The sequence below is a fragment of the Actinomadura sp. 9N407 genome, from assembly GCF_044326315.1.
GTDB lineage: Bacteria > Actinomycetota > Actinomycetes > Streptosporangiales > Streptosporangiaceae > Spirillospora.
Window position 1 is genome coordinate 324,203 of record NZ_JBIRAW010000008.1, and the last position, 11,389, is coordinate 335,591.

General features: G+C 69.8%; 11 protein-coding genes. 10 read left to right on the top strand and 1 reads right to left on the bottom strand.

Features of this window, described 5'->3' with window-relative positions:
• Positions 1 to 30: 30 nt before the first annotated feature.
• From ACH34Q_RS15900 to ACH34Q_RS15935, 8 genes are all read left to right on the top strand, one after another.
• Positions 31 to 1,089, top strand: a complete 1,059-nt coding sequence (locus tag ACH34Q_RS15900) for an MCE family protein (protein WP_395983691.1) — start codon at positions 31 to 33, stop codon at positions 1,087 to 1,089.
• On the top strand, positions 1,086 to 2,150 hold the full coding sequence (locus tag ACH34Q_RS15905) for an MCE family protein (protein WP_395983692.1): 1,065 nt from the start codon (positions 1,086 to 1,088) through the stop codon (positions 2,148 to 2,150). The genes ACH34Q_RS15900 and ACH34Q_RS15905 overlap by 4 nt, the downstream gene beginning before the upstream one ends.
• Positions 2,150 to 3,181 carry an MlaD family protein gene (locus tag ACH34Q_RS15910; RefSeq protein ID WP_395983693.1) on the top strand — a complete coding sequence of 344 codons (1,032 nt, stop codon included), beginning with the start codon at positions 2,150 to 2,152 and terminating at the stop codon, positions 3,179 to 3,181. The genes ACH34Q_RS15905 and ACH34Q_RS15910 overlap by 1 nt, the downstream gene beginning before the upstream one ends.
• On the top strand, positions 3,181 to 4,275 hold the full coding sequence (locus tag ACH34Q_RS15915; protein WP_395983694.1) for an MCE family protein: 1,095 nt from the start codon (positions 3,181 to 3,183) through the stop codon (positions 4,273 to 4,275). The genes ACH34Q_RS15910 and ACH34Q_RS15915 overlap by 1 nt, the downstream gene beginning before the upstream one ends.
• Positions 4,275 to 5,378, top strand: a complete 1,104-nt coding sequence (locus ACH34Q_RS15920) for an MlaD family protein (RefSeq protein ID WP_395983695.1) — start codon at positions 4,275 to 4,277, stop codon at positions 5,376 to 5,378. Before ACH34Q_RS15915 ends, ACH34Q_RS15920 begins: the two co-directional genes overlap by 1 nt.
• On the top strand, positions 5,375 to 6,673 hold the full coding sequence (locus ACH34Q_RS15925; protein ID WP_395983696.1) for an MCE family protein: 1,299 nt from the start codon (positions 5,375 to 5,377) through the stop codon (positions 6,671 to 6,673). Before ACH34Q_RS15920 ends, ACH34Q_RS15925 begins: the two co-directional genes overlap by 4 nt.
• 25 nt (positions 6,674 to 6,698) lie before the next feature.
• Complete coding sequence (locus ACH34Q_RS15930) at positions 6,699 to 7,715, top strand: hypothetical protein (protein ID WP_395983697.1); 1,017 nt, start codon at positions 6,699 to 6,701, stop codon at positions 7,713 to 7,715.
• Positions 7,716 to 7,791: 76 nt separating this feature from the next.
• On the top strand, positions 7,792 to 8,265 hold the full coding sequence (locus tag ACH34Q_RS15935) for a MarR family winged helix-turn-helix transcriptional regulator (protein ID WP_395983698.1): 474 nt from the start codon (positions 7,792 to 7,794) through the stop codon (positions 8,263 to 8,265).
• 29 nt (positions 8,266 to 8,294) lie between these two features.
• On the opposite strand, the gene rpsD is transcribed toward ACH34Q_RS15935, so the two are convergent.
• The gene (gene rpsD / locus ACH34Q_RS15940; protein ID WP_395983699.1) at positions 8,295 to 8,900 is read right to left on the bottom strand and encodes a 30S ribosomal protein S4; all 606 of its coding nucleotides are present in this window, start codon (positions 8,898 to 8,900) and stop codon (positions 8,295 to 8,297) included.
• A 93-nt stretch (positions 8,901 to 8,993) separates the two neighbouring features.
• Here rpsD and ACH34Q_RS15945 point away from each other — a divergent pair, with 93 nt between their 5' ends.
• Together ACH34Q_RS15945 and ACH34Q_RS15950 are read left to right on the top strand one after the other, a co-directional pair.
• Positions 8,994 to 9,827 carry a DUF2470 domain-containing protein gene (locus ACH34Q_RS15945; protein ID WP_395983700.1) on the top strand — a complete coding sequence of 278 codons (834 nt, stop codon included), beginning with the start codon at positions 8,994 to 8,996 and terminating at the stop codon, positions 9,825 to 9,827.
• A gap of 291 nt (positions 9,828 to 10,118) precedes the next feature.
• Complete coding sequence (locus ACH34Q_RS15950; protein ID WP_395983701.1) at positions 10,119 to 11,312, top strand: trans-sulfuration enzyme family protein; 1,194 nt, start codon at positions 10,119 to 10,121, stop codon at positions 11,310 to 11,312.
• The last annotated feature ends 77 nt before the right edge of the window (positions 11,313 to 11,389 follow it).

The window sequence follows — 11,389 nt, forward strand, 5'->3', positions numbered from 1 at the left end:
CAAGGGACAGACGCAGGGGGTGACCACCCCATGAGCGACGAACCGCTCTCGGCACGTTCCCGCACCATGTTCGGCCTGGTGGGGATGGCCGTCATCGCCGCCGCCGCGACCCTCGTGGCGCTGGGCTCGACCCAGGACCACGGGGGCTCCACCTACTTCGACGCCTCGTTCGGCCGGGCCGGCCAGGGCCTGGACGCCGGCAAGTCCGACGTCAAGATCCGCGGCATCACGGTCGGCACGGTGGACTCGCTCGACCTGGAGCGCAGCGGCAGGGTCAAGGTCCGGCTGCGGCTGGACGAGGGCTACCGGGTACCGAAGTCGACGACCGCACGGGTCGAGCCGGTGTCGGTGTTCGGGCCCAAGGACGTCCTGCTGGACCTCGGTGAGGGTGAACTGCGCGGCCCGTACCTGGCCGACGGCGCCCGGATCACCAAGACGCAGGACCCGCAGGACCTCGCCGAGACCGCCTGGCCCGCCTACCGGCTCACCCAGGCGATCAATCCCGACGAGCTGACCACGATCCTGCGCTCGCTCTCCTCGGGACTGGAGGGCCAGGGCCCGGCGCTGCGCCGGACGCTGGTCAACGGCTCCACGGTGATCGACGCCACCCATGACAACCGGGCGGTGATCCAGAGCCTGATCAGCGACATCAACGGGCTGTCGGGCACGCTCGGTTCCCGCGGTGACACGATCAACGGGACGATCCGCGACCTGAACCGGCTCTCGCCGGTGATCAGCGACCGGCCGGACAAGGTGAGCCAGCTGCTCGACCAGGGCGGCAAGCTCGCCGACACGGTCGGCGGCACGCTGGCCCGGCAGGGCGGCAACATCGGCAGCATCATCGACGGCGCGGGCGACATGCTCGCGGTGACCGCACAGGAGCGCCGCAACATCCCGGTCCTGCTGGACAGCCTGAACGGGTTCTTCTCGCTGCTGGCGCAGATCATCCGGATCCCCGGGCCGGAGAACACCCTGATCGCCCAGGCCAAGGCCACGCTGCCGCTCGACATCTGCAAGACGATCATCGACGTCTGCCCGGAGCCCGCGCAGGGCGCGTCCGCCGGCCCGCGGATGGAGGTGAAGCCGTGAGCCTCAACGCGCGAGGTCCCTCGACCGCCACGACGCTGAAGTTCGTGGCCTTCATCGCGGTGACCGGGGTGCTGACGTTCTTCATCGGGCAGCAGATCCTGGCCACCAGCTTCGCGGCCCGCTACAAGCTGACCGCGACGTTCGACGACGTCACCGGGCTGCTGGAGGGCGACGTCGTCAAGGTGTCGGGTACCCCGGTCGGCCAGGTCAAGGGCATCGAGGTCCGGCAGGGCAAGGCCGTGGTGAAGATGGAGGTCGACAAGGGCGTCACCATCCCCGACGACTCCACCGCCGCGGTCCGCTGGCGGAACGTGATGGGCCAGCGGGTCATCTACCTGGAGCCCGGCCGCAGCCAGAGCAAGCTGCGCGACGGCGCCCGGGTCCCGCACACCCGGTCGGTGGTCGACCTGGGCGAGATCGTCAACAGCCTCGGGCCGCTGACCCGCAACCTGGACCCGAACGCGATCAACAAGATCCTGTTCGCGTTCACCCAGACGCTGGACGGCAACGAGCAGAACATCAACCTGCTGATCCAGAACTTCGACGTGCTGCTGCAGACGTTCTCCACCCGGCGCAAGACGATCGAGCAGATGATCGAGGACTACTCGACCGTCAGCGGGGCGGTGGCGACCCGCGACAAGCAGATCGCCGCCAGCGTCGACAACCTCAAGGAGCTGACGCAGGTGTTCGCCGGCAACCACCGGCTGCTGGAGAACGCGGTGGTCGAGGTCGCCGGGGTGACGACCAACCTGAACCAGGTGCTCGGCGGCAACGACGCGCAGCTGTCCCGGATCATCGACAACCTCGGCAAGTTCAGCGAGACGTTCCGGCTGAACGTGGACGAGCTGGAGAAGATGGTCCAGCGGCTGCCGCTCACCCTGCGCAGCCTGTTCGCGTCCGCCAACGGCGGGCACTTCCTGCGCACCAACGCGCTGTGCCTGAACATCGTCCAGGGACCGTGCCCGTTCCCGATGGAGCTGCCGCGGTCGCCGGGGGCGCAGAAGGAGCCGACACCGGCGGAACTGGCCAAGCTCAAGTCCATCCTTGGGGGTGGTGGGTGATGGCGTTGAAGTCGCTGCGCGATGTCAACCACAAGATCGTCGCGATCGTCACGCTGGCCGCGATCGGTGCCGGCTGCGCGTTCGCGTTCGCGGTCGGCCAGCTGCACCTGTTCGACAAGGGCTACTCGATGAGCGGGGTGTTCGCCGAGACGGCCGGCCTGAAGAAGGGCCAGGACGTGCGGGTGGCGGGCGTGAAGGCGGGCCGGATCACCTCGGTCGAGCCGGACTTCTCCACCGGTACGGTCATCGCGACCTGGCATGTCGACGAGGGCATCGACCTCGGCCCGGCCACCCGGGCCGAGATCCAGACGACCACCCTGATGGGCGGCCGCTACCTGCGGCTGACCGGGCCGGTCGCCAAGCCGTACATGGCGGACGTGGCCGAGACGCGGCGCCGGGTCCCGCTGCAGCGCACGACGGTGCCGTTCACGGTGCCCGAGGCGCTGGAGGGCGCGCAGAACATCGTCGGCAAGCTCGACCAGAAGAGCATCGACACGCTGCTGACCCAGATCAACAATCTGGAGTCGCCCGGCGCGGTCAAGCTCAAGCGGATCCTGGTCAACCTGCGCCAGCTCTCGCAGACGCTGAACGACTCGTTCCCCGAGATCGAGAAGCTGATCGCCAGCAGCAAGACGATCACCGGCACGCTGGCCGCCAAGGACAAGGAGCTCAAGGCGATCATCGACTCCAGCCAGGTGCTGCTGCAGAGCCTGGTGCAGCGCCGCAACGAGCTGGCGGCGACGATCGGGCAGGGCAGCAGGACGGTGCGGACACTGTCCAACGTGATCTCCAGGAACCAGAAGGAGATCGACACGCTGATGGACAACCTGCACCTGCTGACCACCCGGCTGGCCCCGAACCTGGACGCGATGAACACCGACTTCTCGCTGCTCGGGCCGACGTTCACCCAGGTGGCCAACCTCAAGGGGAACGGCAACTACATCGAGGGCCTGCTCACCGGCCTCGGGCCGCTGCAGCCGCCCGGCCCGATCTCCACCCGGCGTCCGCCGGCGGGTCAAGGAGGCAACTGATGACGCCGACCAAGCTGCGGGGCCGTGCGGTGACGCTGCGGCGGCTGATGATGCCGACCAGGCGAGCCCGTACGGCGACCCTTGGGGCCGGCCTGTGCGTGGTGCTGACGGCCGGAGTCGGGTGCTCGGTGCTGCCCGACACCGGCGGCAAGCGGACGATGACCGTGGAGTTCGCGAAGGCCCGCTCGTTCTATCCCGAGTCCAAGGTCAAGGTGATGGGCGCGGACGTGGGCCTGGTCGACAAGGTCGAGAAGGCGGGCGACCGGATCAAGGTCACCTTCCATGTGGACGACGACGTCCCGCTGCCCAAGGGCGTGCAGGCGTCGATCGTGCCGCTCAACCTGGTCGGCGAGCGCAACCTGGTGCTGCATCCGGCGTGGAAGCCGGGCCAGCCCAAGGAGACCTCCCCGGACATCCCGCTCGAGCGCACGCACGTTCCGGTCGAGGTGGACGAGGCGCTCACCTCGTTCACCAACCTGGCCGGCGCGCTCGATCCCACCAAGATGCAGAAGGCGCTCGGGACGGCCGCCGACACCGTCAACGGCAACGGCAAGGAGTTCAACGCCACGCTGGAGCAGAGCGGCCGGCTGGTGGAGAACATCGCCGGCCAGGACAAGGAGCTGATGGAGGTCGCGCGCAACCTGCAGCGGCTCTCGGGCGTGGTGCGCGGCCGCGAGCAGGTGCTCGGCCACATGATCCGCAACTTCGGTGAGGCCACCCGGGTCCTGAGCGCCGAGCGCGGCGAGCTGCAGGATCTCGTCCGCGGGATCCTGGAGCTGTCCAAGAACGGCGGCAAGCTGCTCAAGAAGTACAAGGGGCAGCTGCCGGCGGACCTGGCCATCCTCACCCGGGTCGCGCTCATCCTGAAGGGCAACTCCAAGTCGCTGGCCCAGCTGCTGGACGCGCTGCCCGGCATCGGCGACGCGCTCATCGGGGCCTACAACCCGGAGAACAAGTCGCTGCAGATCCGGTTCGCGACCGACGCGTTCCTGCGCACCTGGCTCAAGGGCCTGCAGAACTCCGACGACGTCGACTGCCCGCTGCCCGCGCCCAACTCCAACTGTCCGTGGATGGCGAACGGAGGCGGGAACTGATGGCGATGGGAAGGTTGACGGCCGTCGCGCTGGTCGCCGTGCTGGTGGCCGCGCTGACGGGCTGCTCGATCCGTACCGCGGGCGCCCCGCAGGGCGACCTGAAGCTGACCGCCACGTTCGAGGACGTGCAGGGCCTGGTCGTCGGGCACAGCGTGCAGATGTCGGACGTCAAGGTCGGCAGCGTCACCGATATCAAGCTGGACCCGAAGACGTACAAGACCACCGCCACGCTGTCGATCATCGACGGGCATCCGATCCCGGCCGGCACCACCGCCGAGATCAAGGTGACCTCGCTGCTCGGCGAGAACTTCGTCGACCTGATGCTGCCTCCGGGCGGCAGCATGGACAGGGGCCCGTTCCTGCCCAGCGGCGGCGCCATCGCCAAGACCAGCGTCCAGCCGGCGTTCGAGCAGGTCGTCGGGCAGGCCGGGCCACTGCTGCAGGCGCTGGCCGGCAACGACATCGCCACCATCGTCAACACCGGCGCCGGGGCACTGGACGGCAACGGCCAGCGGCTGAACGTGGCGATCGCCAAGTCCAGCGACCTGCTGAAGATCTTCACGGCGCAGCGCGCCGAGCTGATCCACTCGGTCGACCAGTTCGCCAAGCTGGGCAACTCGCTGGCCAAGGGCAGCGACGAGCTGGCCAAGGCGCCCGGCGAGCTGGAGCGCACCACCAAGCTGCTCAACGAGAACAAGTACAAGATCCTGGCCACGGTCAAGAAGCTCACCCGGATGTCCAAGGAGCTCAACGACAAGGTGCTCGAGGGGCGGGTACTGCGGCTGCGCAAGCTGCTGACCGACCTCGACCCGGTGATCGCCCAGCTGGGCGGCAACCGGGAGCGGCTGACCAACCTGGTGAACGGCCTGGTGTCGTTCTCCACCAAGTTGCCGAAGGCCAGCTATGACGGCCAGCTGCTGCTGTACCCGCTCGTGAAGGTCACCTGGCCGGACGGCACACCGCTGCTGCCCGAGTCGAACGGCGGCCAGGCCGGCGCCAAGGACGACAAGAACAAGAACGCGCAGAAGCAGGGGCCCAAGCTGCCCAAGGGGCTGGAAGACGCGCTGCCGGATCTCGACAATCTGCTGGAGCCGCCGCGATGACCAGCCGTGTACTGATCAACCTCGTGACGTTCGGCACCCTGGCCGTCGTCATGACGGTATGGGCGCTGACCAGCATCATCCGGTTCGACTTCATCGACAACCCGTACAACATCACCGTGGAGTTCGAGTCCTCGCCCGGCCTGCACCCCAACTTCGAGGTGGACTACCTGGGGATGCGGATCGGGAAGATCGACTCGGTCCGGCTGGAGAAGAACAAGGTCGTCGTCAAGCTCGACATCGACGACGGCGTGTCGATCCCCGCGGGCGTCACGGCCGCCGCGGCGCGCAAGTCCGCGGTCGGCGAGCCGGTGGTCGAGCTGTCCCCGCCGAAGACCGGCACCGCCGGTCCGGAGATGAAGGCCGGCGCGGTCATCCCGGTGTCGAAGACCTCGGTGCCGCCGAAGTACGGCGACCTGTTCGGCGCGGTCATCGACTCGCTCAAGGCCATCGACCCCAACGACGCCCGGGTGCTCACACACGAGCTGTCGGCGGGGCTGTCCGGCCGCGAGGACTCGATCCGCAAGATCATCAACGGTGGTGACCAGCTCACCGCCACGTTCGCCGAGAACAGCGAGCTGCTGGACGGGCTCACCAAGGACCTCGGCAAGATCACCGGCGTGCTCAACCAGAACCGCGACAACCTCGGTGCGGGGGTCGACAACCTGGCCGCCCTCACCGGCGCCCTGTCGCAGGTCCGCGGCGAGCTGAAGCAGCTGCGCGACGACGGCCCCGGCCTGCTGGCCGAGGTGAACGGGCTGCTGGACAAGACGGGCCCGGACTTCGAATGTACGGTGGACTCGCTGGGTAACCTGGGGCTTACCGGTCACAACCCGAACATCCTGGCCGACCTGCGCAAGACCCTGGCGCGGGCGCCGGAGCTGAAGGTCGTTCTCGACAACGTCATCGGGATGGACCAGGGCAAGCCGGTCCTCAACGTGGTCTTCCTGCTCACGACGAAGAGGCTGGCGACGCTGGAGTACAAGTACCCGCTGCCGCAGCCGGCCACGAACAAGATCCCGGCCTGCCGGGACGGCCGCAACCCGGGCACGGCCCAGCAGAAGCCGTACAAGGCCAAGGAGCCCGGAGACACGATCCCCACCCACGATCCGTCGATCCAGGGTCCGGACACCAGGGCCCAGAAAGCGGCCGGGACCTCGGAAGACTCTTCCGGCGGGCCGCCGATGTGGCTAGTGTACGTCCCCCCTGTGCTGGCGCTGCTGGTGCTCATCCGGGTGATGGCGGGCTCGGTTCCCGCGATGTCCCGGCTGCGCTTGCGGCGGCGGCGCAAGGACTGATCCCGACCCCCGAGGAGTACCTCAAGTGACAGGCAAGACCCCCAAGGACGTCCCCGAGAGCCACGAGGACGCCGCGGACGTCGACGCCGTCGAGACGCAGGACGCCACGGCCGAGGAGGTCGAGACGCCCGGCGAGGACACGGCGAAGCCGGTGCGCCGGAAGCGACGGGTCAGGGTCATCGAGGTACTCGATGACGAGGATCTCGACGAGGTCCTCGACGCGATGGACGCCGAGGACGAGGCGGAGGAGGCCGGCGAGCCCAAGGCGGCCAAGGCCAAGTCGGCACCGCCCAAGGCGGCCAAGGCCGCGGCTATGGCGAAGGAGGACGACGAGGTCGAGGAGGACGACGTTCCCGCGCCCCTGGCGGCGGAGCGTTCCAGGCCTCGGATCAAGCCCGCCGCCACGCCCGCCGGCAGGGCCGCCGCGGTCTCGCTCGACAAGGGCGAGGGGCGGACGTTCCTCGGGATGGGCTCGACCGCGGCCATCGTGGTGATCATTCTGATCGCGCTGCTGGCGACGCTGGCCATCTGGCAGTGGCGGACGGCCAGCGGGCTGTCGAGCGAGGCGGACGAGCGCGCGGCGGTCTCCAAGGTCGCCTCGGAGTACGGTGACGTGGCGCTGAACTACAACGCGTCCAACTACCAGGAGCAGATGAAGAAGGCCCAGGGGCTCATGGGCGGCGACCTGCTGGAGAGCTTCAAGGCCAGCACGCTGCCCAGCCTGGGCAACACGTTCAAGCAGAACCCGGAACTCGTGCTGACCTCGAAGACCAACCAGGTGTTCGTGGGCGACATCGACGACCGGTTCGCCGCGGCGACCATCGCGGTGGACGTGAGCGTCAAGACGGCCCAGGGCACGCACGACGCGCCCGCGACGCTGATCCGGCTCGCCATCGCCAAGACCGACGGCGCGTGGAAGGTCACCAAGATGTACGCCTCGGGTGCCAACGACAAGACCCCGGCGAACAACGCGATCCCGAACGTCCCGACCAGCCCCTCGCCGAGCGAGAAGCCCAAGGCCAAGGAGACCGAGAAGCCCTAGGCTTCACTCCGGACCCTTCGCGCCCCGTACGGCGAGACCGTACGGGGCGCGACGCGTTCGCCGAGAGGGGGCATCGATGACGACGGCGCCGGAGCCGGAGGGGATCGTCCAGGAGTTCGGGGCGCTGCTGGCCGCGACCGCGCTGCTGGAACGGATCGCGGCGCGCGAGCTGGAGCGCCGGTGCGGGATCCGGCATCCGGTGTTCGAGGTGCTGCTGCGGCTGTCGCGGGCGGGCGCGGACGGCGGTCACACGATGGGCTTCCTGGCCGGCGAGATGATCCTGACCAGCGGCGGGATGACCCGGCTGGTCGACCGGATGGAACGCGACGGATACGTCCGCCGCCGGGCCGCGTCCGGCGACCGGCGGCGCCATCTGGTCGAGCTGACCGAGGCCGGGCGCGACAAGCTCGCCGAGGCGCTGCGGGTGCACGCCGAGACCCTCGACCGCCACTTCGCCGCCCCGCTCAGCGACGAGGCGCGGCGGCACCTGGTCGCGGCGACGGTGACGCTGCGCGAGCACGCCCGCCGCGATCTGGGCGATCTGGGCTAGTCGGGGTCGGTGCGGGGGATTTCCCCTGGTCAGCGGGAGTAGTGCTCCACCACGAGCTGCTCGTCGCAGATGACCGGGATCTCCTTGCGCTCGGGCAGTCGCGACAGCCGCGCGGCGAAGGCGTCGGCCCGTACCTCCAGGTAGGGCGGCACCGCGTCGGTGTGCTCGCCCGTGGCGGCGATCTGGAACGGGACCATGGACTGGCTGCGCGGGGCGATGGTGATGACGTCGCCGGGCCGGAGCCGGTACGAGGGGCGGTCCACGCGGCGGCCGTTCACCAGCACGTGGCGGTGCACGACGAACTGCCGGGCCTGGTAGATCGTACGGGCGAACCCGGCCCGCAGCACGAGCGCGTCCAGCCGGCGCTCCAGGTCGATCAGCAGGGCCTCGCCGGTCTTGACGCCGGCCTTGGCCGCCTTGGTGAAGGCGTTGCGCAGCTGGGCCTCGCGGATGTTGTACTGCGCCCGCAGCCGCTGCTTCTCGCGCAGCCGCACCTTGTAGTCGGACTCGGTCTTGCGGGCCCGGCCGTGCACGCCCGGCGGGTACGGGCGGGCCTCGAAGTACTTCACGCTCTTGGGGGTCAGTGGGATTCCCAAAGCCCGGGACAGTTTGACCTTGGGACGGGGGTTGTTCATTGCCCTCCTTCGGTGGTTAGGTAAACCTTAGTTAGGTAAGCCTAACCTGTGCATTCCCGTCAAGCCCCGTCCCGATCAAGGAGGTTCCCCCGGATGAGCGAGGCGAGCGAAGCGGCGACCGCCCAGCGGCCCACGGCCGGAGAGCGCGCGCGGACCCTGTCCTACGGAGTTGCCGACGGCGTCCTGGCCGTACCCGGCGTCCCGTACGCGCCGGTCTCCGCGCACGCCACCGACATCGACGGCCGCCCGTTGCTGCTGCTGCCCGCCGAGTCGGCCGTGGTGGCGGCGCTGGCCGGCGAGCCCGACATCCCCGCCACGCTGCGGATCTCCGACGTGGCCCCGATCCCGCTGCCCGACCGGGTACGCGGCCGGGCCTGGCTGCACGGCTGGATCACCGAGGTCCCGGCGGACGAGCGCCGCGCTGCCGCGCTGCGGATCTCCCGGCTGCACCCGCGCCCCGAACTGCTGGAGGCCGGTGCCTCCGCCCAGGGCGGGCGGCGCTGGACGGTGCTCGCGCTGGAGGTCGCCGAGGTCGAGATCCACGACATGTGGGGGAGTGCCGCGCTGGAGCCCGAGGAGTACGCGGGGGCGGTGCCCGACCCGCTCGTGGCCGTCGAGGGCGGTATCCTCTCCCACCTCGACGAATGCCACCGCCCCGAACTGGTCACGATGCTGCGCCGGCTGAACAGTGCCGCGAACATCCCGAGTGCCCTGAATGCCAGGAGTGCCGCGAGTGTCCCGGCCGCGCGCGAAGGGCGGGATCCCGTCGTACGCGCGGTGGCGCTCGACCGCTACGGCATGTGGCTGCGCTACTCCGACGCGGTACGGGACGCGGTCGACCTCCGGGTCGTGTTCGGGGAGCCGGTCAGTGATATCCACGGTCTGCGCTGCGTGTACCGGCGGCTGTTCGAGGGGGCATCCTCCTAATTTGCGGGGTATTGCCGGTGAAATCCCGGATGTCCCGTAGTTGTCCCCTGGGGCATGCTCGTGGCTTCCGGCCGCGTCCGTTCCGCGACCGGGGCTCGCGCCGTCCGCCGCGGGCGCTCCCTGCGGGGTGGAGCGCCGGCGGCACGCTCCACCGGCACGGACCCGGGGACCCGGAGCGGCCGCGGACCGGCGGTGGTCCGGTGCCGCGTGCTGGGACAGGGGGGTCGCGGCCCGGGCCACTGGCGGGAATTGGCCCTACCCGTTCCGGGGACATTGCCGCAGGCTGGAAGCATGAACCACGATCACTCCCGGCCGCATCCGGAGACCCGCGCCGTTCACCCGCACGTGATCGAGCCCGTCGGCAGCCGCCCGATCGGCGTTCCGATCCACCAGGGGCACATCTTCGCCTTCGACGGCGCCGACGCGATGGCCGACGCGTTCGCGGGCCCCCGATCGGCGTTCTTCTACGGCCGCTTCGCCAACCCGACGGTCCGTTCCCTGGAGGAGGCCGTCGCCGATCTGGAGGGCGGTACCGCCGCGCTGGCGACCGGCTCCGGGATGGGCGCGATCAACGCCGTCCTGATGGGCCTGCTGCGCTCCGGCGACCACGTCATCGCCCAGTCCTGCCTGTACGGCGGTACGTACGCGCTGCTCGCCGGCCTCGCCGAACGCTGGGGCGTCGAGGTCACCCACGTGTCGGGCAACGACCCCGAAGAGGTGCGTGCGGCACTGCGCCCGCAGACCCGCCTCCTCTACCTGGAGACCATCGCCAATCCGACCACGCAGGTGGCCGACCTCCCCGCGCTCATCGCCGTGGCCCGCGACGCCGACGTGACGGCCGTGGTCGACAACACCTTCGCTCCCGTCCTGTGCCGTCCCTTCGAGCACGGCGCCGACATCGTGATCCACTCCGCCACCAAGTACATGGGCGGCCACGCCGACATCCTTGGCGGCGTGGCGGTGTTCGCGGACGACGTCAAGTATCAGCAGGTCTGGAAGCACTCCATCGAGCTCGGGGCCGCGCCCGACCCGTTCGCCGCCTGGCTCACCCTGCGCGGCTTCGCGACCCTCCCGCTGCGCATCGCGCGGCAGACCCGGACGGCCCTGGACCTGGCCCACCGCCTTGAGGCGCACCCGGCCGTGACCCACGTCGCCCACCCGGGCCTGGCGAGCCACCCGCAGTACGAGCTCGCCCAGCGGCTCCTGCCGGACGGCGCCGGCGGGGTGCTGTCGTTCGACGTCCAGGGCGGCCGCGAGGCCGGACGCACCTTCACCGACTCGGTCGAGCTGCTGTCACTCGCCGCCTCGCTCGGGGACGTGTCCACCCTCGTCATGCACCCGGCGAGTACCTCGCACCGCCAGCTCGACGCCGAAGCCCTGGCCGCCGCCGGCATCGGCGAGGGCACGGTACGCATCGCGGTCGGCCTGGAACACCCGGACGACCTCTGGGCCGACATCGACCAGGCCCTCGCCAAGACCGCCTAGCGCGTCACCGGTTGACTCGTGGCGTGTTCGCCCTATCGCGGCCCGACGAGATGCAAGATCTCCTGCGGCCTCTCTCC

Excerpts from the sequence above, each read along its gene's own strand:
- ACH34Q_RS15900 (WP_395983691.1), top strand. The coding sequence starts at position 31 with ATGAGCGACGAACCGCTCTCGGCACGTTCCCGCACCATGTTCGGCCTG.
- ACH34Q_RS15910 (WP_395983693.1), top strand. The coding sequence starts at position 2,150 with ATGGCGTTGAAGTCGCTGCGCGATGTCAACCACAAGATCGTCGCGATC.
- ACH34Q_RS15915 (WP_395983694.1), top strand. The coding sequence starts at position 3,181 with ATGACGCCGACCAAGCTGCGGGGCCGTGCGGTGACGCTGCGGCGGCTG.
- ACH34Q_RS15920 (WP_395983695.1), top strand. The coding sequence starts at position 4,275 with ATGGCGATGGGAAGGTTGACGGCCGTCGCGCTGGTCGCCGTGCTGGTG.
- ACH34Q_RS15925 (WP_395983696.1), top strand. The coding sequence starts at position 5,375 with ATGACCAGCCGTGTACTGATCAACCTCGTGACGTTCGGCACCCTGGCC.
- ACH34Q_RS15935 (WP_395983698.1), top strand. The coding sequence starts at position 7,792 with ATGACGACGGCGCCGGAGCCGGAGGGGATCGTCCAGGAGTTCGGGGCG.
- rpsD (WP_395983699.1), bottom strand. The coding sequence starts at position 8,900 with ATGAACAACCCCCGTCCCAAGGTCAAACTGTCCCGGGCTTTGGGAATC.
- ACH34Q_RS15945 (WP_395983700.1), top strand. The coding sequence starts at position 8,994 with ATGAGCGAGGCGAGCGAAGCGGCGACCGCCCAGCGGCCCACGGCCGGA.
- ACH34Q_RS15950 (WP_395983701.1), top strand. The coding sequence starts at position 10,119 with ATGAACCACGATCACTCCCGGCCGCATCCGGAGACCCGCGCCGTTCAC.